We start from the raw sequence: 25,892 nt of genomic DNA, 5'->3' as shown, positions 1-25,892 counted from the left end.
CACGAGAAAGGACGGCAACCATGCCCGGCCCCGATCAGACCGCCGGCCGCCGCTCCGACACCGGCGACCCGCCTGCCAACCGCGCAGCAAGGTATCCCCCTGGACCGTCCAAGGCCGGCCCCAGCGGGGGTGTTTCCGCCCCGGGGGTGGCGGAGGAAGTGGTCCGGCTCCGGGGGGAGCCGGACCAGAGCGGGACGAGCGGCGAGTCCGCCGGGCCGTTGCCGATCCGTGCCGCCATCGCCGCTGCCGTGCACCGCGCTGCTCGCCGCCGGCGCCGCGATACCCGTCAGCGCACCCGGCGGTTGACGGTCCGCTTCAGCCGTGCCGAGGAAGCCCAGATCAAGACGCGGGCCAGGGAGCTGAACATCGCGGTCGCTCATCTGATGGCGGATGCCACCATGGCCGTGGTCGACCACTCCATCCCGCTCGTCGGTCAGCGCACTGCCACCGATGACCTGATCGATGAACTCGCGGCCCTGCGCACCGCCATCTCCCGAGTCGGCAAGAACGTCAACCAGATCGCCAAGCGACTGAACTCCCGCGGCCCCACTCACCCCACGGACACGGCTGTGCTGGCCGCCGCAGTGCAGGCCATCACGCTCATCCAGGAAGTTCTGGAGTCCGTGGACTCCTCGGCCCACCGGGCCGCCACCGGCCGGGCGCGCTGATGATCGCGAAGATCATGAAGCCGGGCCACAGCACCCGCAACACGATCGCCTATCTGTACAAGACTGGCCGCGGCCACGACCACACCGACCCGCACCTCGTCGTCGCCTGGGACGAGCTGGTCCCCGACCCCGGCCGCACCGACAACCCCCAGCAAGCCCTCGGCCAGTTGGTGCAGGCCCTTGATCTGCGGGTGAAACAGGCCGGCGACCGCGCACCGAAGGGCCACGTGTGGCACTGCGCGATCCGGACCGCGCCCGAAGACCCGGTCCTCACCGACGAGCAGTGGGCCCAGGTCGCCCGCCGCATCGTGCACGCCACCGGCATCGCCCCGACCGGCGACCCGGACGGCTGCCGCTGGATCGCCGCCCGCCACGCACCGGACCACATCCACATCGTCGCCACCAAGATGCGCGGGGACCTGCGCCGCCCCCGCCACTGGAACGACTACCACCGCGCCGACGCCGAACTGGCGACGATAGAGACCGAGTGGGGGCTACGTGCCTACGACCGCGGCAACCGCACCGCCGCCAAACGCCCCACCCGCGCCGAAACCGAGAAAGCCACCCGCCGCACCGGCAGCCCCGTCACACCACGGGAGAAGCTGCGTGCCACCGTCCGCACCGCCGCCGCCCACGCCCAGGACGAAGACCACTTCTTCGCTCTGCTGGCCGGGGCCGACGTCCTCGTCGACAAGCGCATCGCCCCCTCCGGGGACACCCTCGGCTACAAAGTCGCCCTCGCCGACGACACCAACGCCGCCGGCGACCCGATCTGGTTCCCGGGCGGCAAACTCGCCCCGGATCTTTCCCTGCCGAAGATCCGCGCCCGCCTTACCAGCCAGCCCTCCGACACCCCCACCACCCACCGAGCCCGACCCGACGAGCGCTGGCGCCACACAACCACAGCACTCCGTAACGCCCACCGCACCCTGCACGAGGGCGGCAGCCTGTCCGCCGCCCAAGGCGAGCTGGCCGCCGCCGGCGAGCTGCTGGATATCCTGCCCGCCCTCACCACCGGCCCCGCCCGCCGCGAACTCTTCGCCGCCGCCCAGACCTTCGAACGCGCCACCCGCTCGGCCATCCGCTTCGACTACGCCCAAGCCGCCGAACTCCGCACCTCCAGCCACCTGGTCGCGTCCGTCTTGAGCCTGCGGTTGAGCCACTTCAGCGCAGCACGGTCCGGCCCGTAGGCCGCCAGGTCCTCGCGGACGATCCGCTCGGCGTACTTGCGCGTGCGTCGGATCCAGCCCCGCCGGGTAACGAGAAGGACCTCGACATACGGGGGAAGCCGTAGCGCGGTGACGTCTTCGACGGCCGGAGCGACTTCGGAGGCGATCCGGGCGACCTGCCGTGCGAGGTCGTCATGCGCTGATCCCGCGGAATGGCAGACCAGGATCGGGAAGGCAGGGGACATGAGAAACGGAACTCCCAAAGACGTAACTAGTACAGCGGTTGGGGAATCCACCGCGCCGCGGTGGTGACCTGCTGCCCGCCGGGAAGGACCACGGACCCCGGGGGATGGGTCCTCTCCGGGAAGGTGAAGGTCCGGCATCCGGCGGGCAGCAGGGGCTTCAACGCCCAGCAGGGCGGGGTCTACAACACCGGTACCGGTGCGGCGGGAACGCTGGCACACGCCGGAAACGGGACCTCCGTGACGCGGCGGCGAGTACAACCAGGGCGTCGACTACGGGCACCGGGCAGCTCCCGTCCCGGGCCCTAAGCGGCGGGCGCCCGCGGTCTCGCTCTCGGTGGGGAGTTCGTCCAGGCGCACCGGCGTGCAGCGGTGGACGGTGATGACCTCCTGGGCCGCCAGGGTCCACCGCAGCCGTGCAGCGGGGCTGGTGTAGGGGACCAGGGTGAGGCCGTTCCCCCGCTGGACGGGAAGAGGCTTCAGAGTCTCCGGGTGATAGATGAGGCCCGCGACACCCCAGCTCGACGTGCGCTCCACCAGCGCCGCGGAGTAGACATCGCCCAGATGCGGGCAGTCGCGCACGGCATCCTCAGCGCACTCCTTGTGGACCGGGGGCTGGGTCATGCGCTCCCCGGCCGTATTGGGTGTGTCCCCGGCGGCGATGAACAGCAGCGGTTCACCCACGCTCGCTGCGGCCGGGGCGAAGCAGACCTGGCACAGCTTCTCGTTCATCGCCCGACGCTGGCGCGGACCGTGCACGAGACCGAGCTGCGCACGCCCCTTGCCCTCCGCCTCCGGCACCCGCTTCCACAGCAGACCCCGATGCCGGTCGGCCGGCTGCTCGTCCACGTACCCGATCCCCTCGCCGCCGAGGGCCGGAAGCCACCTCCGCGTCAACTGCGCCGAGAGCGGGGTTTCGCCCGTCCACGGTGCAATCGCCGGCACCCGCAGGACGTGCTGGTAGTGCGGCTCCCGCGGCGTCATAACGCCCCCCGGGCCGGGCGGCGCGGGCTGATCACGCGACCGTCGGGAAGCAACTCGCCGGTGTCATCGAAGATCAGCACGCCGTTGCACAGGAGGCTGAAGCCCAGCGACCAGTCGCGCCTCACGCGCTTAGCCGCGTCACGGCCAGGCGACTCCGCACCCGGGCAGCGCGGTTGATGGCTACACACGATCAGCGCCCTCCCTGCCGCCCGCGTCCACGCTGTGTTCGCGTGGTGTCCCCGGGGTGGTGTGGGCACCGGGTACTTCTCCGATCGCGGTGAGGGGGGTCGTCCACTCCTTACCGCCCCGCTCCTCCTGGAGCCACGCGACCGGCGGCGCCTCCGGCACCCTGAAGATCGGCTCCAGACGGATGTCGTCCACGTCGGGTGCCACGGCCCGCAGAACGCCGACACGTCCGCCATGCTCGGTGTCGATGACCAAGCAGTGCAGCAGCGGGTGGGGTTGGTGACCCATCTCCAGGTCTCTAGCTGCCATCGTGATCTCCGCCTGTGCGCGGTCGGTCTGGGTGTCGGGGGCGGGCGCTCACGAGTGCTGGTCGTGGATGCACTACTCGGTTCGTGCCGCGCCATCTGATTGCGGTATGCGATGTGTCGAGTACTCAGTGATGTTGAGCTGCCGATGGTGGTGCCAGACCGGAGGTCAGATCCACCGTCAGACTGGCGTCACTGTGGCGGATGGGGGCGCCCTCCAAGGGCAGACTCACGTCAGAGTTGGGTCAGAGTCACCAAGGACGCCTGAACAACCGCGTTCAGGGGCATCGGAGTCGTACGGTCGTTATGACCGCTGGCACTTGGCAGAGGAGGACGCACAATGGCCACACTCCTCCGGGTCCTCATCGACCAACGAGGTTGGGGGGAATACGGCGCCTTTCTCCACGAGTACTCAAAGGCGGCGCGAAGCCTGGCCCGAGAAACAGGGGATGCCTCACTGGCCACCCTCACGATCTCGGTCAAGACCTTTGAGCGCTGGTACTTAGGAAAGGTGACGCCGCAGAACGAGGCGCGCCGTGTACTCGCCAGGCTCTTCCAACGGCCGATCACCCAGCTCCTCGCTGAAGCGCAAGTGGAGGCGGGGCCCGGGACCGCAGCGCCAGTCAAGGTTCAGCACGAACGACTCCACGTCACCCCCGACGCGGACTTGCAGAGAATGGGACGGAACGCAGCTATGGCCTCAAGGCGCGCAATAACGTTCGCCATGGGCGCGGAACAGAACGAGGTAGGCCCGGAGACCCTGAGCTACCTCCAAGAAGAGATCCGGCGAATCACCGGGATCTACGTCCGCGTTCCCCTGTCCGAAATCCTCGATGACCTCGTGCATCTCCAGGACTCGGCCTTCCGCCTGATCGAGAGCGGCCAAGCCCGGCCGTCCCAGATCCGCGATCTCTATCTGATGTCGGCCCTCACCTCGGGGATGCTGGCCAAGGCGTGCCACGACCTCGGCGATCCGCACTCGGCCATGAGCCATGCCAGAGCAGCGTCTGTCTGTGCCAACCAGGCCGAGCACAGCGCGATGAGCGCCTGGGTTCGCGGCTTGCAGTCCCTGATCTCGTACTGGGCCGACCGGCCGGAGGACGCTCTGCACTACGCCTGCCAGGGCACCGCCACGGCCCCGGACTTCCCCGGCAGCGTATGCATCTGGCTCGCTGGCCTCGAAGCACGAGCAAGCGCCGCCCTTGGCGACTACGACACGGTCCAGGCTGCCAACCGTCGAGCCGCCGAGCTACGCGAGGCAACGACGCCCGACGACCTGGATGACCTCGGCGGGATCTACTACTACCCGGAGATCAAGCACCGGTACTACGAGGTCGAGTCGAACGTACTTCTCGGCAACGGCGGCACCGAGCTGATCCAACGGGCCGAAGACGCCGTGCAGGGCTTCAGCGACCACGAGAACCCGCACTGGGCGTTCGGCGACGAGGCCGGCTCCCAGTCGAACCTGGCCCTCGCCCGCCTCTACTCCGGCGACGTGGAAGGAGCCGCAGACGCCGTCCAACCGGTTCTCGCCCTACCACCCGGCCAGCGGAACCACGGCATCATCAGCTCGGCCCAGCGCGTACGCACGGCTCTCACCACCGATCCGATCCGCAACGCCGTGACGGCCCGGGACCTACGCGAGCAGATCGTCGCCTTCAGCAGCCATCCGACCCTCGCCCTGCCCCGTTGACGGCCAAGTACAGTCCGGGCATGTATCCGGTCAAAGGTCGCGGGCCCCGGCTGGCTCTTCGCGAGATCGCCGACGAAGACGTCGACGCCGTCCTGGCGATCTATGGCAGTGACGAAGCCACCGCCCATCTGAGCTTTCCGCCTCGCAGCCGGGACGAGGTCGGGCAGGTGGTGGCCAGGGCGAAGTCAACGGCCACAGCCACACCGCGCGAAGAGTACGCCCTGGCTGTGGTCGAACGTGGCGGCGGCAAGTTGGTTGGCTTCGTACGCCTGGCCATGGATCCCCACCAACCCGGAGGCGCCACCTTCGGATTTGCTCTGCGACCTGACCGTTGGGGCATCGGCTACGGCGAGGAGACGGTCCGCCTCGTGCTCGCCTTCGGCTTCGACGACCTCGGCCTGCATCGCATCTGGGGCGCCCGTTCACCGCTGAACGAAGCATCCGCGAGAACAATGCTCAAGGCCGGGATGATCGAAGAAGGACGCATCCGCGAGCACATCAAGAAGAACGGGCAGTGGCGTGACTCGATCATCCACGCGATCCTCGACCGCGAGTGGATGGGCTAGAACAGCCAAGCCCGGCACAATTTGATCGCTAACGGACGGTTCGTCACGACCACAGAGTTCGAGCTTCGTTGCTGAACCACCAGTTCCGCGAACGAAGACGGTGCGATCGGCACCGACGAGGAGTACCAGCCGAAGGCCGGACGGTCTGGGACGGTGATGCTCGGAGGATTCATTTCACACAAGAATCGTCATGTCTCCTCCGTCGCTGCGGACTGAGAGGAAACGATGGCATCTCCCATTCCGGGCGCCACACGCACCGTACCCAGGAGACGCGATCGTGATGACCTCTCTGACCACCGACCACCCCGGCTGGCTGACCGGACCCTCGGACGAGCCCGTGCGCCTCGTCACGCACCAGGGCGTGCCGTGGCTCGCCGAGTGGCGACCTGCTGCCGGGCTGCTCCTGCACCCTGTTGGTGCCGAGGGGACGGTCGCCCCGTCGGCGCCGTGCACCGCGCCGCAGGAGCTGCCGCCTTCTCCGGAGGCTGCGCCGGTGGTTCGGCGGTTCGCGACGCTCGGCACCGTGCAGCGGCTGACGAATCCGTCGTTGTGGGACGCCGTCACGACTGCGATCCTCCGCCAGGTTGTGCGCGCCGAACAGGCCAGGAAGCTCTACCGCCGCTGGTGTGCCGATCACGGTCGCACGATCGCTACCGCCTTCGGCCCGCTCGCGCTGGCCCCGAGCCCGGAGACGGTTCTCGGCCTGCCCGACGAGGCGTTCGCCGAAGGGGGCACCGCCTTCCACCGCACGGCACTGCGTGCCGCGGCAACCGCCTATACCAAGCACGGAGCCTCATGGGCCCAGCTCGCGCCCGAGGACCTCGTGAAGGCCCTCGACGAGGTGCCGCGCATCGGCCCGTGGACCGCCTCGGCCGCCGCCGCCGACCACACGGGCGATTTCTCGGTCTACCCGCACGGTGACCTCGCCGTACGGACGTGGGCGCGCCGTGCGGCGCCCGAGTTCCCCTTTCCAGAAACCGACCGCACCTTCGCCACACAGTGGCGCCAATTCGCCGACGCCAACCGCACGCAGCTCCATGCCCTGACCCTGTTCGCTCTCACCTGGGGGAGCCATGCCCGAACAGACCAGCACGAGCACGCTGCACCACCCGACAACCGCCCCGAAACCCGCGCTGATCACGGGAGCTGACGACTTACGCAGCCTCGATGCGCTGTTCGTCAACGCCCCCCTGCGCGACTACGCGCAACGCCCGCGGGTGAACGACTACACCCTGCCGGTCCTGGGGATGGCGTACATCGCCACATACGCCGCGCGGGCCGGCTTCAACGTCGGCGTCCTGGATGCCGAGGCGCACGGTCTCGGCATCGACCGGGCCGTCGAGATCATCAATGCCGCCCGCCCTCGATGGGTCGGCATGAACCTGCTCGCCCCCACCTATGAGCTCTCCGCCCACATCGCCGCCGGGCTCGCCGACGACATCCTGCTCATGGCAGGTGGGCACCAGGCCAAGGCCATGCCGCAGCGCATCCTCGCCGACCCGCGCATGGCCCGGCTGAACGCCTTGGTCCTGGGCGAGGGCGAAACCCGCGTCGCCGCCCTCCTCGACGACGAGCGCCGCCGCGCCGAACTGCCCGGGGTCATGTGGCGCGACCACCTGCTCGGCACGCCGGCGTCGGGCCTTCCCCGCCCCGGCACCGCCGGCGGGCACCTCGCCCCCGACATCGACGCACTGCCGTTCGTCGACCGCCGGTACCTCACCCAAGACCCCTACCGCGCCGACGACGGCCGAGTGGAGGCGAACATCGTGGGCAGCCGCGGCTGCCCGTACGACTGCGGATTCTGCGGCGCCGCCGTCTCCGCGAACCCCGACATCAAGATCCGCACCCGCAATCCCGAGACCATCATCGCCGAGTTGGAGACCCTCCACGCCGACCATGGAGCGACCGCCTTCCGCTTCGTGGACGACCTGTTCCTCGGTGCCGCACGCGTCATCCGCTCCGCCATGAAGGCGTTCACCACGCACCGGATCGGTGACCGGTATGTGTGGGACGCGACCGGTCGCATCAACGTCCTGGCCCGCGCCGACGACGCCATGCTCGACACCCTGGCCCGTAACGGGCTGCGCGAGGTGGCCCTGGGCATCGAGTCCGGCAGCGACCGCATCCTGCGGGCGATGGACAAGCGCATCACGGCCGAGATGACCGCGAACGTCGCGCGCCGCCTGCTGGAACGCGGCATCAACGTCAAGGGCTACTTCATCCTCGGCTACCCCGGCGAGCGGCAGAACGACCTTGACGCCACAGTCCGCCACATCCACAACCTCTGGGAAGTCGCCGACCGGAACCCGGGCGGCTTCCGCGCCTCGGTCTTCGAGTTCCGCCCCTACCCCGGCACGCCGGTGTGGCAGCAACTCACCGCCGACGGCCATGACCCCGATGCCCTCCTCGCGTACGGCGACGTCGACCTCACCGACCAGGGTGCCGACGAGTCCATGCGTCAGCGAGACGAGTTCAACTTCAGCGTCGGCATCCAGTTCGGCGACGTCCCCCTGCACGAGCTGCGCGCGACGCTCGCGACCCTCACCCGCGCACAGCACGCCCGCACCGGGGCCGCGGCATGAATCAGCAGCGCGGCTACTTCGTCACCCTCGATGGGCCCGGCGGAGTAGGGAAGTCGACCACGCTGACCGCTCTCGCCGAGGACCTGCGCGAACGCGGCCACCGGATACACACCACGACCGAGCCCTCCACCAGCCCTCTCGGCCAGTTCACCCGGACCCAGGCCGACCACATCCACGGGCACGCCCTGGCCTGCCTCGTCGCCGCCGACCGCTACCACCACATCAGGACGGAAATACAGCCCCACCTCGACGCCGGCGACACCGTCCTGTGCGACCGGTACCTGGGCTCAACCCTCGTCGTGCAGCGTCTCGACGGCGTCCCCGAGCCCTTCCTGCTTGCCTTGAACGCCGACATCGTGCTGCCAGACCTCGCCGTGCTGCTCACCACAGACCCCGCCACGATCGCCCGGCGTCTCGCCGCACGAGGGGCACACCACCGCTTCGAACACGACCCCGACGCACCAGGTCGAGAGGTCAAGCTGTACGCACGGGCCGAGCAGATACTCACCAGCCTGGGCGTCCGCGTCCTCACCGTGGACACCAGCAACACCACCCCTTCGAAGGTGGCTTCTCGAATCGCCACCGCACTCTCCACACATCCCGGTAGCGTCACCTCACGCACCAGACCCGATGGCCACGAAGCGGCCCCATGACCGCAGGGTCCCCACGCGACACCCCGGACAGAACACGGAGCACCCCCCATGCGCGACACCTGGGAGACCATCGACCGGCTTGTCGAGTGGCTCGACGCGGAAAGCGGTGTCTCACCCGAGATGGCCCGCCTCCTGCGCGTACTGAAGATCAGCGAGGAGGCCGGCGAGGTCGCCGAGGCCATCCACGGGGTAACCGGCTCCAACCCCCGCAAGGGCAACAGCCACACCTGGGACGACGTCCAGGCCGAACTCTGCGACGTCATCTTCACCAGCATGGTCGCCCTACGGACCATCACCCCGGAAGCCGAGAAGATCTTCGCCGAACGCCTCCACCACGTCGCGGAGCGTTCCTTGAACCGCTGAGCGACTCAGGCCCCGCGTAGGCGGCTGGTGCCGCACCATCGCTGCCCAGGGCATGATTCGCGGATAGTCGCGGCAATCCGCCCGCGGGGTGGTCCGAGGCGGCGGGCCTCTTTGCGTGGCATGCCGGCCCATGACCGGCGAAGTCTTATGAGCACGTCATGCGTCGTCCTCGTCCTCCTCCAAGGCATCGCGGATGTCTTCCGCCTGGGGGACGTTGGAGGGCCAGGCAACAAGCAGGCGTTCCAACAGGGGGCGATACGTGTCGAGGTGGGCGGTGAGGACGAGGGCTCCAGCCATCTGGAGTTCAAGTTCCGGAAGGCTGGTTAGCCGTACCGCGAGGTCGGCGGCTTGGTCAGACCCCGCCGAGGCCAGCGCCCCCGCGCACGCCACGCGGACTCGCAGGGGGCGGTCCTCATCCAGGGCCATCGCGCCCAGTTGGGCGACAAGTTCAGGGTCCTCAGGGACCTCGCAGGCGTAGAGGCACTGCCCGCGGCGGACACGGCACCATCGTCGACAACGTCGCCGTCAATGGCGCGCAGCGCGGCGGTGATCAGTGGGGCGTCCGCAGCCTCCGCATGGTTCTGGATCGCCCACAGCGCGCTGGCCCGGTCCTCCCCTCGCGCTTCCGGCAGCGGCGTCCCGCGCAGCACCCACCGGGCACGGTCCAGCACCTCCCCGGCGTACTCGTCCAGTGGGTTGCCGAACCCCCACCGGGCTTGCCTGTCCTGGTAGTGGAAGTACTCCAGCGCCGTGCAAGCATCCCGCTGCCCGGATCGCAGCAGCCTGAGAAAGGCAGCGTACGGGTCCGGGTTCTGGTCCGCCGACTTGAGCAGTTCGCCCCGGTCGGCCGCCACCGCCGGATCATCGAAGCGGTGCCGTTCCCAGTACGTGAGCGTCATGGTGGGAGCCTACTAATGACGTCTGAAGTCATTCCGTGAGGAGTTCTTAGCCGGCGGGTGTCCACCGGAGTCGCTCGCGGGTCGCCTCGGGAACGATCCGCCGCAGGACCGATGCAGTCGAGCTGAGGGAGGGGGCGAATGCTGCGACGAGGTCGTGGGGGACGCTCGCGGAGAAGGACACCGCCCAGAGGCAGGGTGCGGTGGCTGCGGGTTGGGCCCATGCCTGCCATCCGTCGGGTCCCGGCTCGTCGGGGCTGGCGGTCAGGGTGCGCGGGTCTGCGTCCTGGATGAGGGGCGGTATCCCCCCGAGGCTGACGTGCGAGATGAACGTGGGATCGGTCGCCCCCGCGCCCTGATCGGCGTCGCGGAGCCATCCGTGGGCGGTGACCGCGTCGAGGACCAATTCGGGGCGGACGTGCGGGACGGCGGGGTGAGGGCGGGCGTTGAGGGCGGTGAGGAAGTCGGCCACCGCCTCGCCGGGTACGCCGGTGGTGAAGTAGGCGGACCACTCGGCGGGGCTGCTGGTGTCCGTACGGGCGGAGACCTGCCAGGCGATCGGCAAGTCCCCCAGGTGGAAAGGCTCGTCCGCCAGTACCCACTGCGCCCAGCAGCGGGAGTCCGGGCTGATGTGCAGGACCGTGCTGCGCAGGATCTGGCGGTCCTCCGGCTCCTCGTCGGGCTCCTGCCGCCCCCGGACTATGGTCAAGCTCGTCCAGCCCAGGCTGCCGAAGGCGTCGGCGACGGTGTCGTAGAGGCGGCCGTCGTCACCGGCCAGATGACGGGGACCGACCCAGTATGCGCACGGAGTACCAAGGGGAGCGGAAGGGTCGAGCGGGAAGCCGGGATACAGGGGCGCCTCCAGAAGGGGGTTCCGGCCGCGGTCCAGCGGCCGGTGGTGCGGCGGGGACGCCGCGGGGGTTCTTGGACGGAGTTTTGCCAGGCCAGGGCCACCGCGCTCTCCGGCGGCAGATGTTCGAGCTGGCTGTCCTCGTCCCGGCCTTCGGCGAGGTAGACGACCGCCTGATCGGGCTCGTCAACGGCGGCATCGCCTACACGAGCGATGCGCGGGATCGCTGGCCTGGGGTTTCTTCGAGGTAGTCGATGTTGGCATGCGCCCGGCTCACTGACCAGTCGCTGCGCGATCTTCCGTGTCTGCCGGCGGCGAAAATGCAATATCTGATCTCCGGCCCCGTCCGCGGCTTCGAGGCGGGGTGACGAGCGGGGTCTTGCGGAGCGCGACGAGCTGAGCGGGCCGGGACTCGGTGTGCACCTGGCTCGGGGCCTTCGGAGGAGTACTGCCCGCCGAGTCCAGCGTGCTGCAGCCGCGATAGAAGGGAGAGCCACCCGGAGTCGCGCAAACCCCTCTGCCCCCAGCGAGGGCACATCCAGGGCACATGGGAGCCGAAATTGCCGGTGACCAGCCTCGACTACTGAAGGTGGTTTCGGCTGGTCACCGGCAATATCGGTGCATCGTCACAGGTCAGCGCTCCGCTGTGATCACTGGCTCCACGAATGGCAGGAGTTCGCCGACCGCCTCCACGAGGCCGGCCACCAGCCGTACTGCCTGGTCTGGCCCTAGGTCCCGCCGGGCGGTGGTCGGCCCGCCAGGGCGCGGAGAACGGGGCGCGCCGGGGGCGGGGTCGGCGTGGTTACTTCAGGCGGAGGGTGTAGAGGCGGGTTACCTGCCGGGCTGAGGCGTTGTCGTCCGAGACCAGCAGCAGGGTGCGGTTGCCGGTCAGGGTCATGCCTTCCACGTTGTCCAGCAGCGGGTTGGGCTGCGGCTGCGGCGATGTGGCGCCGGACGGTGGGCAGTCGGCCAGGTCGACCAGGAGCCGCTTGGTGAGGAAGACCCCGGCGCCGGCCCCGGTGAGCGACGGGAGGCCGGTGACGTCGGGTGCCCCGTGGAGCGAAACCCGGTAGATGCGGACGGTGTTGCCGACTCCCGCCGTGTAGCCGCGTTCCAGGGCCAGCAGATGGGTGCGGTCCAGCGTGGCCAGTTCGGCCAGGCCGAGACCCGGGTCGGTCCGGTAGGCGTGCTGGGCCTGCGGGGCGTAGTCGCCGCCCGGCGTGCCGGCGTAGCGCAGGATGCGCAGCAGGCCGCGGTCCGCCTCGTCGTGGCCGTCGGCGTCGAGCGGGCCTTCCAGGCCGGCGTAGAGGGTGCGGCCGTCCGGCGCGGTGGTCAGTGACTCGAAGGTCTCGTTGGCCGGGGCCTGCCCGGCCGGGGCGACCCGGAAGCGCAGCGGCACCGGCAGTTCTGCCGTCTGCCGGCCGTCGGACAGGCGGAAGCGGCGGATGGAGGGCTCGCGTTCCGAGGAGGCGAGCACCGTGCCCGAGGGTTCGGTGACCAGACCCTCTCCGTCGAAGTCGGTCCCGGTGTACGGGGTGCCGTCCGGGCGGCGCAGGACGGTGACGTCCCGTACCGCCGCGTGGACGTGCCCCGGAGCGGCGCGCACGGCCAGTCGGTAGAGCCTTGCCTCGTCGGCGTCGGTGTTGTCGGCCAGCGCCAGGACCGGCGAGCCCGCCCGGGCGCTGAGCGCGGAGAGCCCCGCGACCCGGGTCCCTTCGAACGTGGTCTTGTCGAGGGCGTCGGAGAAGCCGGTCAGCGACGTACGCGGCGAGCAGGCGGCCGGCCGGTCCGCCGGCGGCGCGGCGGGCTCCGCGGGGGCCGCCAGGGCGGCCGGCGACGACACCGTCAGCAGCAGCGCGGGAAGCCCGGCCCGCCACCATCCGTTCATCAGGTCCTCCGGGAGTGTCGGGACGTCAGGACAGGTCCACGCTCAGTTTGTAGAACCTGGTCGTCTGGTTCTTCGTGTTTCCGTTGTTGTCACTGACCAGGTAGAGGGCGCGGCGGCCGTCCGGCAGGTGCTCGCCCAGGGCCATGCCCTCGATGTTGTCCAGCAGGGGATTGAGCTGTGGCTGCTTGTGAGGTGCGCCCGCGGTGGGGCAGTTCACCAGATTGGCCAGCGGCTTCTTCTCCACCCAGGAGTCCTCGGTGATGTCGGAGAGCGACCTCGTCCCGCTGATGTCCGGCTTCTGCGCCAGCGACAACAGGAACAGGTGCACCGAGTTGCCCTCCGGCATGTAGCCGCGCTCCAGGGCGAGCAGCCGGTCGCCGCTCAGGGCGACCAACTCGGTGAGGAAGAGCCCGTATTCGGTCTCGTACGCGTACTGCCGGGGCTTCTTGCCGAACTCTCCGCCCGGAGAGCGGGTGTAGCGCAGGATCCGTACCTGGCTGCGGCCCGCCGACTCGCCGTCGATGTGCAGGGGGCCTTCCATGCCCGCGTACAACTGGGTGCGGTCCTCGGTCAGGCTCAGGGATTCCAGCCGCCGCGCGGGGCTGGAGTCCGCGAAGCCCTCGGGCAGGGCGATCTCCCCGTTCTGCATCCCGTCGCTCAGCCGGTACGACCGGATCGACGGCCCCGCCTCCGAGCTGATCAGGACGTTCTTCCCGTCCACCGCCATCCCCTCGCCGTCGATGTCGGCGGCGGAGAGATTGTCGTCCCTGGGGTGCAGGATCGTGGCGTCCCCGACCGCGGGGACGAGCCGCGCGTCGTCGAGGGTGAGGGAGTGGAGGCGGGGAGGGCGGTTGTCGCCCAGCGCCAGGACGGTGCGGTCCCCGGTGACCGCGAGGGCCGAGAGCCCCTGCACCGGCGTGGGTTCCGCGATGGTGTCCAGGGCGTCGGAGTAGCCCAGCAGACCGACCTGTTCCGAGCAGGGTCCCGTGGTGCCGGTGCCGGAGGAGCCCTTCCAGACCGCCGCGCCGGTGAGCAGGGCGAGGGCGACCGCCGTGGCGGTCAGGGCCCTGGAGTGCCGGCGCGGCCAGGAGAGGTACGCGGCGCGCGGCTTGGCCCGCAGGTTCCGGACGAAGGGCCGGCTGCCGACCGCGTGCGGGTCCAGCGTGTGGGGCTCGGGGCCGCCTCGGCCGGGAACGACGCGGCGCAGCTCGGCGGCGATGTCGTTCGGCGTCAGGAAGTCCTGGTGGTCGCCGATGCCGGCCCGGACCGTTTCGACCAGGGCCTGGGTGAAGGCGGTGAGACCGGTGCCGGAGGTGCCGACCGCGTCTCCGCCGGGGGGCGAGGCCGCCAGCACGTAGATATCGTGCAGCTCGGCGGCTTCGACCTCCCTCCGTACGGCGTCGAAGGCGACGCTGCCCTGGCAGCAGTCCAGGATGACGATCGTCCGGGACGGCGGGTCGGGGGCGGCGCCGAGCCGGCGGAGCAGGTCGGTGAACGGGACCGCGGTGCCCGGGACGTCGTCCTCGCGGCTGTCAGGCAGTGCCAGATGGAGCGCGCCGTCGTGGGTCAGGCCGTGGCCCGCCCAGTAGACGACCAGGCAGTCCGACGCCTGCCGTGCGGCGTCGGACACCGGGTCCAGGAGCTGCTCGCGGTTCTGCGGACGGACGAGCCGGCACCGGCTGGTCGGCAGGCCCCAGATCCGGGAGTCGCCCAGCACGTCCCGCAGTTCCAGGCAGCCGCGGTCCACCGCCGGGAGGGGCCGGAGGCCGCTCTCGGGGACGTGGTCGGCGACACCGATCAGCACGGCGTACGAGAGGTGGGGCAGCGGCAGGCGGGGGCGCAGGGCCGCGTCGGTCGTCTGGGGGTTGGCGAGGGCCTGCGGGGAGAGCCGTACGGTGTGTTCGTCCTGCCGCACCTCCAGGGTCGAACTCACCGGCCGCGAGGCCCGCCAGGCGGACAGCGCCAGGACCAGGTTGGCGAGGTCGAAGGAGCTTCCGGTGACGAACTCGATGGCCTCCAGGCTGAGCCCCATGGACGGGGTCAGCGGGATGGCCGGGTCGTCCTCCAGGTGCCTGCGTAAGGAGCGCAGCTCCTCGTCGCCCTCCGGCCCGCCCTGTGCCGTGATCTTGATGTGCATGGGATCTCCCTGCCGGCCGGCGGACGTTCACTCCCTGACCGGTACCGTAGCGCCGCCGGGTGACAGGGTGTGCCGGACCGGTCACACACAGGCGGCGGTCGGGGGAGGCCGACCCGATCGGGCGAGGCGTCCGTCACCCGTGCGGGACCCCCGGACGCGCGGTCCGTGGCCCGGGTGCATCTCATCCTTTGGGCGGAAATAGCCTCGCCCTGCCGGGGTACCCGGATCAACTCCGGGGCTGACGACGGTGCCTGCGGTGCATCCGTACCTTCGCCGTCATGACGGACGACACTCACGCAGCTCTGAAGACCGGTCGCCGGGCGTTTCTCGCGGGGGCGGCGGCCCTGGCCGCCGCGGCGTGCTCCGACGGGAGCGGCGGAGGCGGTGGCGGGCCCGGCCGCCACCGCGGGGGGCTGGCGCTGAAGGGGGTGAACTTCGACACCGAGCGCGAGTTATGGCGGCCGGAGTACGTACGTCGCGAGATCCGGGCCGTCAGGGACCGGCTGCACGCGAACGCGATCCTGCTGCTCGGCTCGGACCTCGGCCGGCTGACCGGGACCGCGGCGATGGCGGCCGACGAGGGCCTGCACGTGTGGTTCGAGCCCCGGGCCTTCGACGAAGACGCCCGCACCACACTGGAGTTCGTCGCCGGCGTGGCCCGGGCCGCCGAGGACCTGCGCGCCGGCCATCCCGGCGTCGGCCTCTCCGTCGGCTGCGAGCTGACCTCCTTCCTCCACGGCCTGGTCCCCGGCGACGACTGGTTCGAGCGTGGCACCAGGTTCGCCGAGGCGGGCCCGGCCGAGGCGGCGACGTACAACCGCCGCCTCAACGCCTTCCTGGCCGACGCCCTGGACACGGTCCGGCCGGTCTTCGGCGGCCGGGTCACGTATACCTCCGAGGCCGGCGAGGACGTCGACTGGCGCGGTTTCGACGTCCTGGGCGTCGACCTCTACCGGAACGCCGGCAACACCGCGACCTACGCCGAGCAGGTCCGCCGCCTCCACCGGCACGGCAAGCCCGTCGTCATCACCGAGTTCGGCTGCTGCGCCTACCGGGGCGCCGAGGACAAGGGCGGCATGGGCTTCGACGTCATCGACCTCGAAACCGGCCGGATCGTGGGCGACCCGGTCCGCGACGAGCAGGTCCAGGCGGACTACGTGGACGAACTGCTCGGCATCTACGAGACCGAGGGCGTCCACGGCGCCTTCGTCTACGAGTTCATCAGCAGCGGCTCTCCGTACTCGCCCGACCCCCGCCGCGACTACGACATGGCCGGCTTCTCGGTCGTCAAGGTCTTCCCCGCCGGCCACGAACTCGCCTACGGCACCACGGGCCACTTCGCGCCCAAGAAGGCGTTCCACGCCATCGCTCGCCACTATCGCTGACCGCGGAGGAGGAACGGATGGACGGCAATCGAGAGCGTCGGGCGATCGGCCCGCGAGCCTCCGGGGTCGGGCGGCGCGCCTTCGTCGGCGGCTTTGGTGCCCTCGGCGGGGCCCTGGCACTGCCCGCGGGTGCCGCGGCCACCGGAGGGCACGCGGCCGCCGGCGCGGACGGGGACCTGGCCACGGCCTTCCGGGACCCGGGCCCGCGGCTGCGCCCGCGGTTCACCTGGTGGTGGCCGGGTCCGGCCGTCGTGGACGCCGAACTTCGCGCCGAGGTTCGGGAGATGGTGGCCGCCGGCTTCGGCGGGGCGCAGCTCTTCGAGACGCCGGGGCTCGCCCACCCGGCCGGCGACCTCCGGCCGCCCGAGCGGTTCCTGTGGGGTACGCGGCACTGGGCGCGCCGGATCGAGACAGCGCTGCGGGCGGCGCGGGACCACGACTTCCGCATCGACTTCCAGGTCAGCTCGGGCTGGCCGTGGAACAGCCCGGCCGCGTCGGGCGAGCACGCCGCCCTGGCGCAGCAGCAGTTGGTATTCGGCCACCGGGAGGTGGCGGGCCCCGCCAGGTTCAGGGGCGCCCCGCCCCGGCCCGGCGGCGCGGACATGGGCGGCGGTGCGCGGCTCGTCGCCGTCGTCGCCGCCCGGCTGGAGGCGGCGGCGGTGCTCGACCCGGGGCGTACCACCGACCTGACGCCCACCCTGGACGGGCGGGGCAGGGTGGACTGGGCGGTGCCCGAGGGGCGATGGGTCGTGTTCGGGTTCTGGCAGACGCCCACGGGCCAGCGGTCGAACGACAGCACGGGCCCGCGCGACCCGCTGATCCTGGACCAGCTCGACCCGGACGCGACCAGGGCGGCGACCGCCGATCTCGACCGGCGCCTCCTCGACCGCCTGGGGCCGCTCGCCGCCGAGGTGGCCGACCGCTTCCACGAGGACTCGCTGGAGTTCGGGTTCCCCGGCCTGCTGTGGACGGGCCGGTTCCCGGTGGAGTTCCGGGCCCGCAGGGGATACGACCTGACGGCCTTCCTCCCGGCGCTGGCCGTGGTCGACTGGCACTCCGACGACACGGAGGCCGCCGAGCAGGTCTACGACTTCTCCGGCAGCGCCGGCCGCCGCATCCGGCACGACTACAACGAGACGCTGACGGAGCTGTGGGTGGACCACCACGTACGCCCCGCGCGTGCCTGGGCCCGCGGCCACGGCCTGGACTTCCAGGGCCGCGGGCACATGCTGAGCATGGACGTGGTCGCGGTCAACAAGGCGTACGCGGCCCCGGACGCCGACCCGTTCGACGGCCCCGTCGGCTTCACCCGGACGATCACCTCCGGCGGCCGGCTGGCCGGACACGGGATCGCCTCGCTGGAGATCGGCGACGTCACCCACGGCGACTACATGATCACCCCGGAGGCGCTGAAGTACCTCGCCGACAAGGGCTTCGCCGGCGGGGCGAACGAACTGGTCCTCCACGGGTATCCGTACAAGGACGCGCACGGGGCCGGCTGGCCGTCGTGGTGGCCGTGGTCGTCCGAGCACGACGTCTCCGGACGGGACTACGGGTTCGGCGAGGGTTTCACGCCCGCGCTCCCGATGTGGCGTCATCTCCGGCCGCTCGCCGACTACTTCGCCCGGGCTCAGACGGTGCTCCGTGCGGGCCGCCCGGTCACCGACCTCGCCGTCCACCGCGATGTCCAGGGGTACGGCCGGGTCGCCGACCCGCACACGGACGAGCGCGGCGAGCCGCTGCTGGACGCCGCCCTGACCGGGGCCGGCCACACCTTCGACATCATCGACCCCGGCACCCTTGCCCACCCGCGGACCTCGGTACGCAACGGGCGGCTGCTCGTACGGGAGCCGGGCTACCGCGCCCTGGTCGTCGAACCGGCCGCGTCCCGGCACCAGGGCGTGGTCGACGGCAGCGACGCCATGTCCGCGTCCGTGGCCCGGCGGCTGGTGTCGTTCGCGCGCGCGGGCCTGCCGATCGTGTTCGTCGGCCGCTTCCCCGAGCGCGGCGTGAGCTATCTCGACGCCGCACGTGAGGACGCGGCGGTCCGCCGGGCGGTGGCGGAACTCCGGCACTCGCCGCGCGTCCTGCTGGTACGCGACGAGGCCGGCGTCCCCGCGGCGCTCGGGCGGCTCGGCGTCCGCCCCGACGTGACGTACGAAGGTCCGCACCCGCAGGTGCACGGCGTGCACCGGCGGACCCCCGCCGGCGACTACTGGTTCCTGTGCAACATCTCCGGCGCCCTCGACGAGACCCTCCGCCTCGCCGGCGGCGTGACCGCGCGCTTCACGGCCTCGTTCGCAGCCGGCGCCCGGGCTCCCGACGTCTGGGACCTGTGGACCGGCGAGATACGACCCGCCGGCCGGTTCCGGGTCGCCGGGGAGCGGGTCGAGGTGCCGGTCGAACTGGCGCCGGGCGAGAGCACGGTGATCGGCTTCGAGCGCCCGGCCGGGGCGCACGCCGAGTCCACCACGGCGGAGTCGGTCGCCGTCCGCGCGGGCGGGCTGCGGCTGCGCGCGACCACACCGGGCACCGTGTCCGCCAGGCTCGGCGACGGGCGCACGGTCGCCGTCGACGTCGGGGCGCTGCCGCCCCCGCTGGAGCCGGCGGGCTGGCACCTGCGGGTGGAGGGCGCCGTACCGGACGGGGAGGAGCGCCACGTGCTCCGCCTCGACCGGCTGGTGGACTGGCGGCGGATCCCCCGGCTCCGGGACACGTCCGGGACCGGCACCTACCGCACGGAGTTCGAGCTGGACGAACGCTGGACCGGGCAGGGCCGCGGCGCCTACCTCGAACTCGGCCGGGTCGAGGGCGGCGTCCGTATCCGCGTCAACGGGCGGCGCGTCCACCCGGCGTGTGTGGCGCCGCCCCGTACGGACGTCGGGCCCCACCTGCGGCGGGGCCGGAACGTGCTGGAGATCGAGGTCGCCACGACCCTCAAGAACCGGCTGACCGCGCTCGCCGAGCAGGGCGTGCCCGGCTACTCCCGCTTCCTCAACCGCCCCGTGAAGACGCAGCCGTACGGACTGATCGGGCCGGTGCGCCTCGTCCCGTACGCCGAGCGTGACGTCGAGGCGTGAGGACCGCCACCCGGCGGTCCGCCGCCGGGCCGCGGCGGGAACGGCCCGGCCGCGGCCGGCGTGTGTACCGGCATGACAGACCTTCCCGCGCTCGCGTCCACGGCGCGGCGCGTGCTCACCTTCGCCGTCGTCGCCGTACTCGCCACCGCCTGCATGACCCGGCCGGACGGCCGGGACGAAGACCGGTGGCAGCCGCGGCCCGGCGAGGCGGCCGACTGGGACTGGCAGATCGACGCGCCGTACGACCTGGACGAGCACCGGGCGATGTACGACCTCGACCTGTTCGAGCTGGCCCCGGCCGGCTCCGAACTGCGCTACCCCGGCGGCGACGTCGTCAAGGTCCCCCGCGGCGCCCTGGCCGGCACCATCGGGAAGCTCCAGGCCCGCGGCACCGTCGTCATCTGCTACCTCGACACCGGCGCCTACGAGCACTACCGCCCCGACGCGGCCCGCTTCCCCGGCCACCGCCCCGCCGTCGCCGCCATCCCGGACGACGGCGAACCCCCCGAGGACGGCTCGGTCATCGGCTGGAACACCGGCTGGGAGGGCGAGCGCTGGCTCGACATCCGCGAGGGGCGGCGCGAGGCGTTCGCCGAGATCATCTGGGCCCGCCTCGACCTCGCCGCCCGCATGGGCTGCGACGGCGTCGAGCCCGACCAGAACAACCCGCTGGGCAACCGCCCCGGGTTCCCCATCACCCGCGACGACCAGGTCTCCTGGTACCGCGAGGTCGCGGAACAGGCCCACGCCCGCGGCCTGTCGGTCGGCATGAAGAACGGCCACGACCAGCCCGGTGCCGTCGCCGAACTCGTCGACCACTTCGACTGGGCGCTGCCCGAGGAGTGCGCGCAGTACGGCGAATGCGCCCGGCTCCGCCCGTTCGTCGAGGCGGGCAAGGCCGTCTTCGCCGTGGACTACGCACCCGGGGTGGACCGCCGCACCGGCTGCCGCGCCCACCGCGCCGAGAACTTCGACGGCCTGATCAAGACGGCGCCGCCGACCGGCGAGCACCGGGTGCAATGCCGATGACCGGCCGGAAGGCGCCGCGTACGTCCCGCGGGCTCCTCGGCGACGGTCTGCCCGTCCCGTCCCGTCCCGTCGCCCGCGGCCGCCGGAAGGCCGGCGCGTGGTCCGCCGCCCGCCGGCGGCTTCAGGCCGTGGTGCCGCCCGGCGTCGCGGGAGTGTCCCGTGCGGCGGCATGGCTGATGCCTTCGACGGCGCGGTGCAGCTCGTTGTACCGGTGCGGACGGCCGCCGAGCAGGATCACCAGCAGCATGCTCCACTTGTCGCCCACGCGCCGGAGCACGTCCCCGACCGGGCACGCGGCGAGTTCGCCGGCCGGCACCGGGCGGGGCAGCTCATAGGCGAGTACCGAGGGCACATCCGTGTGCGTACCGGACATCAAACTGCCTTCTTTCCGCCTGTGGCGCTGCCGTTCACGATGGGTCGGTCGATGCCGATCCTAGGGAGCACACCGTGCCGGGCACACCGAAGAAGACCGTGATCATCAGCGGCGGTACCGACGGCATGGGCCGCGCGGTCGCCCTGGAACGGCTCGCCCGCGGCGACCGCGTCACCGTCATCGGCAGCAGCGAGGACAAGGGACGTGCCCTGCTCGCGCACGCCGCCGACCCGCACCTGCGCTTCGTACGCGCGGACCTGTCCTCGATCGCCGAGGTCGAGCGGGTCGTCGCCGGCATCGCCGCGGAGTACGAGGCGGTCGACGCGCTCGCCCTCTTCGCCAACCGGGTCAGCCGCAGGCGGAAGGAGACGGCCGACGGCCTGGAGTCCACCTTCGCCCTCTACTACCTGAGCCGCTACCTGCTCAGCCACCGCCTGCTCCCGCTCCTCGACGCGGCCCCCGCCCCCGTCGTCGTCAACGTCGCGGGCGTCGGCAACACCGCGGGCGGAATCCGCTGGGACGACCCCCAGATGACCCGGCGCTACGGTCCCGTACGCGCCCAGCTCCAGGCCGGCCGGGCCAACGACCTGCTCGGCGTCGCCTTCGCGGACGGCGCCACGACCAGAACGCGCTACGTCGCCTACCACCCCGGTTTCACCCGCAGCGGCATCGACAGCCACGACATCCCCCTGATCCGCGGCTCCCTCAGGTTCCTCGCCCGGTTCTTCGCCCGCCCCGTGGCCGAGTCCGTCCGGCCGATCGTCGACTGGATCGACCACCCGCCCCCCGATGCGCATACGGCCGTCGACAGGGGCAGGCAGGTCGACCCGTCCCTCAAGACCCTCCGCCCCGCGGACGCCGAGCGCCTGGCGGCGTACACGGAGGACCTGCTGCGGTCGCTCCGCTGACAGCCGGGTTCGTGGACGCGGTGCCGGAGCGTCTCGACGGGGACGGCGCCTGGCAGCAACCGCGGCGAGGGGCCGCCGACCCGGCGCGCGAGGAATTCGCCGGAGGGGACGCGGCGGCGTCCCGAACCGCAGGCGGCGACCCGGCCGCCGGCTCCGGCTCTTCCGCACCGTCTGCCCCTCCCGCCCCGCCCCGCGGAGGGCGTGCGCCACCACCTGACGCACGCCGGACGCTCCTCACCTGCGGCCCGGGGCCCCTCCCCGGCGGGCGGTGATAGGACGGTTCGTGGCCGGACGAGGGGTTCGCGGAGGGGAGTGGGTCGCGGTGGCGGAGAACATCGACGAGGTCGTGGACGGGCTGGCGGGGATCGTACGGGACGCCCGGCGGGACGGTGACCGGGCCGGGTACTTCGCGGCGCTGTACCGGCAGGTGACGGTCGAGGTCCGCGGGGCCATCCGCGAGGGGCGGTTCGACGACGGGGCCCGGATGGACCGCTTCGACACGCTCTTCGGCAACCGCTACTTCGAGGCGTACGACGCCTGGCGCCGCGACCGCGGCGGCCCGCGCTGCTGGCGGGAGACGTTCGGGCTGCTGGCCGACGACCGCACGGTCATCGTCCAGCACCTGATCCTCGGGGTGAACGCGCACATCAACCTCGACCTCGCCGTCGCCGCCGCGCGGACCTCTCCCGGCGAGGACATCCGGTCGCTGCGGCGCGACTTCCTCCTGATCAACGACATCCTCGCGAGCGTGGTCCTGGCCGTGGAGGACTCGGTCGGCGCGCTGTCGCCGCTGCTGTCGCTGCTGGACGAGGTCGGCGCCCGAACGGACGAGCAGATCCTCGACTTCAGCGTCCGCCAGTCCCGGGAGGAGGCGTGGCACAACGCCGTCCTCCTCGCCGGCCAGGACGAAGAGCAGCGCTCCGCCACGATCGACCGCCTCGACATCCGGGCCGCCGTGCTCGCCCGCCTGATCGCCCGCCCGGGCGGCCTCGTCCAGCCGGCCCTGCAACTGATCCGCAGCACGGAGAGCGGCGACGTACCGGCGAACATCGCCCACCTGGACCGGGCCATGGACCCGCCGGCAACGGCAACGGCAACGGCAACGGCACCGGCGCCGACGGCGCGTTGACCGCGGCGCCCGGGCCCGGGGGTCAGACCTTGCGGGCCAGGGCGCCGAACTGCGGTACCTCCGGGAGCCCGGCGGTGCCGGCGGTGCCGGCCGTCTCGTCCGGGGACGGGCGCCAGTGGGTGCAGGAGACCAGGCCGGGGGAGAGCGGGTCCAGGTCGTCGAGGAAGCTCGCGACCTCGGTCCGGTTGCGGGCGGTGATCGGCGGGGTGGCGTGCTCGTTCCAGAAGCGCATCGCCGCCGCGTTGCCCTCGCCGCCCAGTTCCACCGTGGGGTGGGTGAGCGCGAGGTAGCTGCCGGGCGGTACGGCGGCCATCAGCCGGCGTACGACCCTGCGCGCCTCGCCGGTGTCCAGGACGAAGTTGAGGATCCCCAGCATCATGACCGCCACCGGCTGCTCGAAGTCCAGGGTGCGCTTCGCGCCGAGCAGGATCGCCTCGGGGTCGTGGGCGTCGGCGGCGACGTACGCGGTAGCGCCCTCCCGGCTGCCGGTCAGCAGGGCGCGGGCGTGGGTGAGGACGAGGGGGTCGTTGTCGACGTAGACGATCCGGGCCGCGGGCGCCACCCGCTGGGCCACCTCGTGGGTGTTCTCCGCGGTCGGCAGCCCGGTGCCGACGTCGAGGAACTGCCGTATCCCCGCCTCGCCCGCGAGGTACCGCACCGCGCGCCCCAGGAACTCCCGGTCGGCGCGGGCCACGTCACGTATCACCGGGAAGAGGCCCGCCACGTGATCGCCCACCTGCCGGTCCACGGCGTAGTTGTCCCTGCCGCCGAGCCAGTGGTTCCACACCCGCGCGTTGTGCGCCACGGAGGCGTCCACCGGCCAGACCGACTTCCGACCCGCGACCATCTTCCGCCCTTCGCCGCCCGAACCTGCCGCCCCATTGTGCGCGGCGCGGGCCCGGGCGCCGTGCCGGGGCGCGTCAGCGGTCCGCGTCGGCGGCGGTGAAGGGGAGGGGGCAGCGGGGGGAGGCGGCGCAGGCGGCGAGGTCGTCGCAGCCCGCTTCCATGGCGGCGGCGAGGGCGGTACGGACCGTGGTCAGGCCGGCGATCCTCGCGTCGACCTCCGCGAGCTTCGCCGCCGCCCGGTCCCCGAGCCCCGCGGCGGTCCCGCCGCGGCGGCGCCGTCCGGCGGCCAGCAGGTCGGCGACCTCGGCCAGCGTGAACCCGAGCCGCTGGGCCGCCTTGATCACGCGGAGCGCGGTCACCGCGTCCTCGCCGTACAGCCGGTGGCCGCCGTTGCTGCGCGCGGGCGCGGGGAGCAGGCCGCGGCGCTCGTAGTAGCGCAGCGTCTGCACGTGCACGCCGGCCGCGGCGGCGACCTGCCCGCTGCGCAGGGCCCCGCTCACCGTGCCGCCACCGCGTCGATCCGTGCGGCGAGGGCGTCGAGGACGGCCGCGTGCGCCGGGTCCACGGCGACGTCCAGCCACAGCGTCCCGGCCGTGCGCCCTCCGCCGCGACCGGCGGTGCCGCCCGCGCCCGGGCCGGTGGTGAAGGTGAAGAACGAGCAGCAGCCGCCCTCCCGCGCCGCCAGCTCGCGTACCCGCTCCGCGACTCCGGGACCGTCCGCCAGCACCAGCCGCAGCCGCAGCGGCTCCGGCCGGGACAGCGAGACCGGCCCCGCCGCGAACAGTGCGTCCCACTCGGCCACCCGCAGGGGCCGCTCCGCGGTGGGCAGCGTGCAGGACCGCGGCACCCACGCAAGGTCACTCATGGCGCTCACTCCCGTCGTCACGTCCCCGCGGGCGGGGACGCTCTCGACGGTAACCCTGTACCCGGGTACCGGTTGCAAGCGCGGACGACCGACGAGTCCGCGGCACGCGGTCCGTGCACTGAGGTTCGGAAACCGACCCGGGAGGAGAGCCGGGGACCGACGCCGGATCGCCCCGGGGGCTCGGGGGAGGCGGGGATCACTTCGTGCGCGGGTCGCCGTCCCGCTTGCCGTCAGCGTCGCCGTCGCCCTCGTCGTTCCCGCCGTCTCCGTCGTCCCCTTCGCCGGTCTTGCCCTCGTCGCCCTTCGCGTTCTCGTCGCCGAGTTTCTTCAGGAACTCCGGGTTGTCGTCCGGCGCGACCCACGTCGAGCGCCGCCCCCCGCCGGTGCCGCCGCCCCCGCCCGAGCCGCCGCCCGGCGAGCGGCGGCGGTTGCGCCCGGCGATCAGCCAGCCGATCGAACCCAGCAGCGGGAACAGGACGATGAGGATGATCCAGGCGATCTTGGGGAGGTGCTTGGCGTCTTCCTTCTTCGTGGTCGCGCAGTCGATCAGCGCGTAGATCACCACGCCGAGGAGGACGAACAACGGCAGGTAGCGGAGCACGCGGCAAACCCCCTGAATGTCGCGGGGCTACGGCCTCGGCCCCCGCTGCGTCTCCGCGTCAGGTTAACGTCTCAGCGCCGGTCCTCGTCGGGCCCCTGGCGTCCTTCCGGGCCTTCCTCGTCCCGCTCGCGGCCGCGCTCGTCCTCCGGCTCCAGCGGCGGCTCCTCGCGCGGCTCGTCCTTCGGCCGGTCCTCGCCCAGCGAGCGGAGGAAGTCCGGGTTGTCGTCAGGGGCCACCCAGCCGCCCCGGCCCGGCCGGCGTCCGCCGCCGCCCGCGCCCTCGCCGGCGATCACGGGACGGCCCCGCGGCCGGCCGCCGATGAACCACGCCAGCGGGCCGAAGAGCACCGAGCCGAAGAGCACGATGATCGCCACCCAGACCAGCTTGGGCAGGTTCCGTACGTCCTTCTCCGGGGTGTTCAGACAGTCGATGAACGCATAGATCCACACCGCCAGGACCAGGAGAAACGGCAGATACCTGAGCATGTGGGGCCC

General features: G+C 71.9%; 26 protein-coding genes and 1 pseudogene. 13 read left to right on the top strand and 14 right to left on the bottom strand.

Annotated features, from left to right (window positions below):
* The first annotated feature begins 146 nt into the window (after positions 1–146).
* Complete coding sequence (mobC, locus tag ACFYVJ_RS03035) at positions 147–668, top strand: plasmid mobilization relaxosome protein MobC (RefSeq protein ID WP_388886019.1); 522 nt, start codon at positions 147–149, stop codon at positions 666–668.
* A complete protein-coding gene (locus ACFYVJ_RS03030; RefSeq protein WP_388886017.1) occupies positions 668–1,858 on the top strand; it encodes a relaxase/mobilization nuclease domain-containing protein in 1,191 nt (396 codons plus the stop codon). The genes mobC and ACFYVJ_RS03030 overlap by 1 nt, the downstream gene beginning before the upstream one ends.
* A gap of 494 nt (positions 1,859–2,352) precedes the next feature.
* Here ACFYVJ_RS03030 and ACFYVJ_RS03025 read toward each other — a convergent pair whose 3' ends face one another.
* Genes ACFYVJ_RS03025 through ACFYVJ_RS03015 form a run of 3 tightly spaced genes read right to left on the bottom strand, consistent with a single transcriptional unit; the run spans position 2,353 to position 3,558 of the window.
* The gene (locus ACFYVJ_RS03025; protein WP_388886015.1) at positions 2,353–3,063 is read right to left on the bottom strand and encodes a hypothetical protein; all 711 of its coding nucleotides are present in this window, start codon (positions 3,061–3,063) and stop codon (positions 2,353–2,355) included.
* Positions 3,060–3,251 (bottom strand): DUF5999 family protein, encoded by a 192-nt coding sequence (locus ACFYVJ_RS03020; protein ID WP_388886013.1) that lies wholly within the window; start codon positions 3,249–3,251, stop codon positions 3,060–3,062. Before ACFYVJ_RS03020 ends, ACFYVJ_RS03025 begins: the two co-directional genes overlap by 4 nt.
* Positions 3,244–3,558: a hypothetical protein gene (locus ACFYVJ_RS03015; protein WP_388886011.1), complete on the bottom strand. Its 315-nt coding sequence runs from the start codon at positions 3,556–3,558 to the stop codon at positions 3,244–3,246. The genes ACFYVJ_RS03020 and ACFYVJ_RS03015 overlap by 8 nt, the downstream gene beginning before the upstream one ends.
* A 336-nt stretch (positions 3,559–3,894) precedes the next feature.
* On the opposite strand from ACFYVJ_RS03015, the gene ACFYVJ_RS03010 reads away from it, so the two are divergent.
* The 6 genes from ACFYVJ_RS03010 to ACFYVJ_RS02985 all read left to right on the top strand — a co-directional run bounded on the left by ACFYVJ_RS03010 (position 3,895) and on the right by ACFYVJ_RS02985 (position 9,411).
* Positions 3,895–5,247: a hypothetical protein gene (locus tag ACFYVJ_RS03010; RefSeq protein WP_388886009.1), complete on the top strand. Its 1,353-nt coding sequence runs from the start codon at positions 3,895–3,897 to the stop codon at positions 5,245–5,247.
* Positions 5,248–5,267: 20 nt separating this feature from the next.
* Positions 5,268–5,813, top strand: coding sequence for a GNAT family N-acetyltransferase (locus ACFYVJ_RS03005; protein WP_388886007.1), 546 nt, complete (start codon positions 5,268–5,270; stop codon positions 5,811–5,813).
* Between the two features lie 280 nt (positions 5,814–6,093).
* Positions 6,094–6,963: a hypothetical protein gene (locus ACFYVJ_RS03000; protein WP_388886005.1), complete on the top strand. Its 870-nt coding sequence runs from the start codon at positions 6,094–6,096 to the stop codon at positions 6,961–6,963.
* Positions 6,887–8,395 carry a B12-binding domain-containing radical SAM protein gene (locus ACFYVJ_RS02995; protein ID WP_388886003.1) on the top strand — a complete coding sequence of 503 codons (1,509 nt, stop codon included), beginning with the start codon at positions 6,887–6,889 and terminating at the stop codon, positions 8,393–8,395. The genes ACFYVJ_RS03000 and ACFYVJ_RS02995 overlap by 77 nt, the downstream gene beginning before the upstream one ends.
* A complete protein-coding gene (gene tmk, locus ACFYVJ_RS02990; RefSeq protein WP_388886001.1) occupies positions 8,392–9,048 on the top strand; it encodes a dTMP kinase in 657 nt (218 codons plus the stop codon). The genes ACFYVJ_RS02995 and tmk overlap by 4 nt, the downstream gene beginning before the upstream one ends.
* A gap of 48 nt (positions 9,049–9,096) precedes the next feature.
* Positions 9,097–9,411 (top strand): MazG-like family protein, encoded by a 315-nt coding sequence (locus ACFYVJ_RS02985; RefSeq protein ID WP_388885999.1) that lies wholly within the window; start codon positions 9,097–9,099, stop codon positions 9,409–9,411.
* A gap of 323 nt (positions 9,412–9,734) precedes the next feature.
* Here the strand turns inward: ACFYVJ_RS02985 and ACFYVJ_RS02980 are convergent, their stop codons facing one another.
* From ACFYVJ_RS02980 to ACFYVJ_RS02960, 5 genes and pseudogenes are all read right to left on the bottom strand, one after another.
* Complete coding sequence (locus ACFYVJ_RS02980) at positions 9,735–10,310, bottom strand: hypothetical protein (RefSeq protein ID WP_388885997.1); 576 nt, start codon at positions 10,308–10,310, stop codon at positions 9,735–9,737.
* A 46-nt stretch (positions 10,311–10,356) separates the two neighbouring features.
* Positions 10,357–11,172 (bottom strand): DUF317 domain-containing protein, encoded by an 816-nt coding sequence (locus ACFYVJ_RS02975; protein WP_388886160.1) that lies wholly within the window; start codon positions 11,170–11,172, stop codon positions 10,357–10,359.
* 26 nt (positions 11,173–11,198) lie between these two features.
* Positions 11,199–11,453 (bottom strand): annotated as a pseudogene (locus tag ACFYVJ_RS02970) (hypothetical protein); the annotation flags it as partial.
* A 506-nt stretch (positions 11,454–11,959) separates the two neighbouring features.
* On the bottom strand, positions 11,960–13,045 hold the full coding sequence (locus ACFYVJ_RS02965; protein WP_388885995.1) for an esterase-like activity of phytase family protein: 1,086 nt from the start codon (positions 13,043–13,045) through the stop codon (positions 11,960–11,962).
* Positions 13,046–13,070: 25 nt separating this feature from the next.
* Entirely contained in the window at positions 13,071–15,182 is a 2,112-nt protein-coding gene (locus ACFYVJ_RS02960) for an esterase-like activity of phytase family protein (RefSeq protein WP_388885992.1), read from the bottom strand.
* Positions 15,183–15,460: 278 nt separating this feature from the next.
* Here ACFYVJ_RS02960 and ACFYVJ_RS02955 point away from each other — a divergent pair, with 278 nt between their 5' ends.
* From ACFYVJ_RS02955 to ACFYVJ_RS02945, 3 genes are all read left to right on the top strand, one after another.
* A complete protein-coding gene (locus ACFYVJ_RS02955; RefSeq protein ID WP_388885989.1) occupies positions 15,461–16,567 on the top strand; it encodes an abortive infection protein in 1,107 nt (368 codons plus the stop codon).
* Positions 16,568–16,584: 17 nt separating this feature from the next.
* Positions 16,585–19,647, top strand: coding sequence for a glycosyl hydrolase (locus tag ACFYVJ_RS02950; protein WP_388885986.1), 3,063 nt, complete (start codon positions 16,585–16,587; stop codon positions 19,645–19,647).
* A 72-nt stretch (positions 19,648–19,719) separates the two neighbouring features.
* The gene (locus ACFYVJ_RS02945; protein WP_388885983.1) at positions 19,720–20,676 is read left to right on the top strand and encodes an endo alpha-1,4 polygalactosaminidase; all 957 of its coding nucleotides are present in this window, start codon (positions 19,720–19,722) and stop codon (positions 20,674–20,676) included.
* Positions 20,677–20,797: 121 nt separating this feature from the next.
* Here ACFYVJ_RS02945 and ACFYVJ_RS02940 read toward each other — a convergent pair whose 3' ends face one another.
* Positions 20,798–21,049, bottom strand: a complete 252-nt coding sequence (locus ACFYVJ_RS02940; RefSeq protein ID WP_388885980.1) for a winged helix-turn-helix transcriptional regulator — start codon at positions 21,047–21,049, stop codon at positions 20,798–20,800.
* 74 nt (positions 21,050–21,123) lie between these two features.
* Between ACFYVJ_RS02940 and ACFYVJ_RS02935 the strand changes: the two genes are divergently transcribed.
* On the top strand, positions 21,124–21,957 hold the full coding sequence (locus ACFYVJ_RS02935; protein WP_388885977.1) for an SDR family NAD(P)-dependent oxidoreductase: 834 nt from the start codon (positions 21,124–21,126) through the stop codon (positions 21,955–21,957).
* Positions 21,958–22,279: 322 nt separating this feature from the next.
* Complete coding sequence (locus ACFYVJ_RS02930) at positions 22,280–23,086, top strand: DUF5995 family protein (protein ID WP_388885974.1); 807 nt, start codon at positions 22,280–22,282, stop codon at positions 23,084–23,086.
* A gap of 22 nt (positions 23,087–23,108) precedes the next feature.
* On the opposite strand, the gene ACFYVJ_RS02925 is transcribed toward ACFYVJ_RS02930, so the two are convergent.
* The 5 genes from ACFYVJ_RS02925 to ACFYVJ_RS02905 all read right to left on the bottom strand — a co-directional run bounded on the left by ACFYVJ_RS02925 (position 23,109) and on the right by ACFYVJ_RS02905 (position 25,883).
* Positions 23,109–23,933 carry an SAM-dependent methyltransferase gene (locus ACFYVJ_RS02925; RefSeq protein ID WP_388885971.1) on the bottom strand — a complete coding sequence of 275 codons (825 nt, stop codon included), beginning with the start codon at positions 23,931–23,933 and terminating at the stop codon, positions 23,109–23,111.
* A gap of 73 nt (positions 23,934–24,006) precedes the next feature.
* Positions 24,007–24,432, bottom strand: a complete 426-nt coding sequence (locus ACFYVJ_RS02920; RefSeq protein ID WP_388885969.1) for a MerR family transcriptional regulator — start codon at positions 24,430–24,432, stop codon at positions 24,007–24,009.
* A complete protein-coding gene (locus ACFYVJ_RS02915; RefSeq protein WP_388885966.1) occupies positions 24,429–24,797 on the bottom strand; it encodes a hypothetical protein in 369 nt (122 codons plus the stop codon). The genes ACFYVJ_RS02920 and ACFYVJ_RS02915 overlap by 4 nt, the downstream gene beginning before the upstream one ends.
* Positions 24,798–24,993: 196 nt before the next feature.
* On the bottom strand, positions 24,994–25,398 hold the full coding sequence (locus ACFYVJ_RS02910; RefSeq protein ID WP_388885963.1) for a PLD nuclease N-terminal domain-containing protein: 405 nt from the start codon (positions 25,396–25,398) through the stop codon (positions 24,994–24,996).
* Positions 25,399–25,469: 71 nt separating this feature from the next.
* Positions 25,470–25,883 carry a PLD nuclease N-terminal domain-containing protein gene (locus ACFYVJ_RS02905; RefSeq protein WP_388885960.1) on the bottom strand — a complete coding sequence of 138 codons (414 nt, stop codon included), beginning with the start codon at positions 25,881–25,883 and terminating at the stop codon, positions 25,470–25,472.
* Positions 25,884–25,892: the final 9 nt, after the last annotated feature.

Origin of the sequence: Streptomyces sp. NPDC004134, from assembly GCF_042874195.1 — a bacterium.
In the GTDB taxonomy this organism is placed as follows: Bacteria; Actinomycetota; Actinomycetes; order Streptomycetales; family Streptomycetaceae; genus Streptomyces.
This window is presented reverse-complemented; position numbering and strand designations above follow the sequence as displayed.

What these genes read in the sequence shown, in the direction of transcription:
- ACFYVJ_RS03030 (WP_388886017.1), top strand. Translation starts at nt 668, where the DNA reads ATGATCGCGAAGATCATGAAGCCGGGCCACAGCACCCGCAACACGATC.
- ACFYVJ_RS03025 (WP_388886015.1), bottom strand. Translation starts at nt 3,063, where the DNA reads ATGACGCCGCGGGAGCCGCACTACCAGCACGTCCTGCGGGTGCCGGCG.
- ACFYVJ_RS03015 (WP_388886011.1), bottom strand. Translation starts at nt 3,558, where the DNA reads ATGGCAGCTAGAGACCTGGAGATGGGTCACCAACCCCACCCGCTGCTG.
- ACFYVJ_RS03010 (WP_388886009.1), top strand. Translation starts at nt 3,895, where the DNA reads ATGGCCACACTCCTCCGGGTCCTCATCGACCAACGAGGTTGGGGGGAA.
- ACFYVJ_RS03005 (WP_388886007.1), top strand. Translation starts at nt 5,268, where the DNA reads ATGTATCCGGTCAAAGGTCGCGGGCCCCGGCTGGCTCTTCGCGAGATC.
- ACFYVJ_RS03000 (WP_388886005.1), top strand. Translation starts at nt 6,094, where the DNA reads ATGACCTCTCTGACCACCGACCACCCCGGCTGGCTGACCGGACCCTCG.
- ACFYVJ_RS02995 (WP_388886003.1), top strand. Translation starts at nt 6,887, where the DNA reads ATGCCCGAACAGACCAGCACGAGCACGCTGCACCACCCGACAACCGCC.
- tmk (WP_388886001.1), top strand. Translation starts at nt 8,392, where the DNA reads ATGAATCAGCAGCGCGGCTACTTCGTCACCCTCGATGGGCCCGGCGGA.
- ACFYVJ_RS02985 (WP_388885999.1), top strand. Translation starts at nt 9,097, where the DNA reads ATGCGCGACACCTGGGAGACCATCGACCGGCTTGTCGAGTGGCTCGAC.
- ACFYVJ_RS02980 (WP_388885997.1), bottom strand. Translation starts at nt 10,310, where the DNA reads ATGACGCTCACGTACTGGGAACGGCACCGCTTCGATGATCCGGCGGTG.
- ACFYVJ_RS02965 (WP_388885995.1), bottom strand. Translation starts at nt 13,045, where the DNA reads ATGAACGGATGGTGGCGGGCCGGGCTTCCCGCGCTGCTGCTGACGGTG.
- ACFYVJ_RS02960 (WP_388885992.1), bottom strand. Translation starts at nt 15,182, where the DNA reads ATGCACATCAAGATCACGGCACAGGGCGGGCCGGAGGGCGACGAGGAG.
- ACFYVJ_RS02955 (WP_388885989.1), top strand. Translation starts at nt 15,461, where the DNA reads ATGACGGACGACACTCACGCAGCTCTGAAGACCGGTCGCCGGGCGTTT.
- ACFYVJ_RS02950 (WP_388885986.1), top strand. Translation starts at nt 16,585, where the DNA reads ATGGACGGCAATCGAGAGCGTCGGGCGATCGGCCCGCGAGCCTCCGGG.
- ACFYVJ_RS02945 (WP_388885983.1), top strand. Translation starts at nt 19,720, where the DNA reads ATGACAGACCTTCCCGCGCTCGCGTCCACGGCGCGGCGCGTGCTCACC.
- ACFYVJ_RS02940 (WP_388885980.1), bottom strand. Translation starts at nt 21,049, where the DNA reads ATGTCCGGTACGCACACGGATGTGCCCTCGGTACTCGCCTATGAGCTG.
- ACFYVJ_RS02925 (WP_388885971.1), bottom strand. Translation starts at nt 23,933, where the DNA reads ATGGTCGCGGGTCGGAAGTCGGTCTGGCCGGTGGACGCCTCCGTGGCG.
- ACFYVJ_RS02915 (WP_388885966.1), bottom strand. Translation starts at nt 24,797, where the DNA reads ATGAGTGACCTTGCGTGGGTGCCGCGGTCCTGCACGCTGCCCACCGCG.
- ACFYVJ_RS02905 (WP_388885960.1), bottom strand. Translation starts at nt 25,883, where the DNA reads ATGCTCAGGTATCTGCCGTTTCTCCTGGTCCTGGCGGTGTGGATCTAT.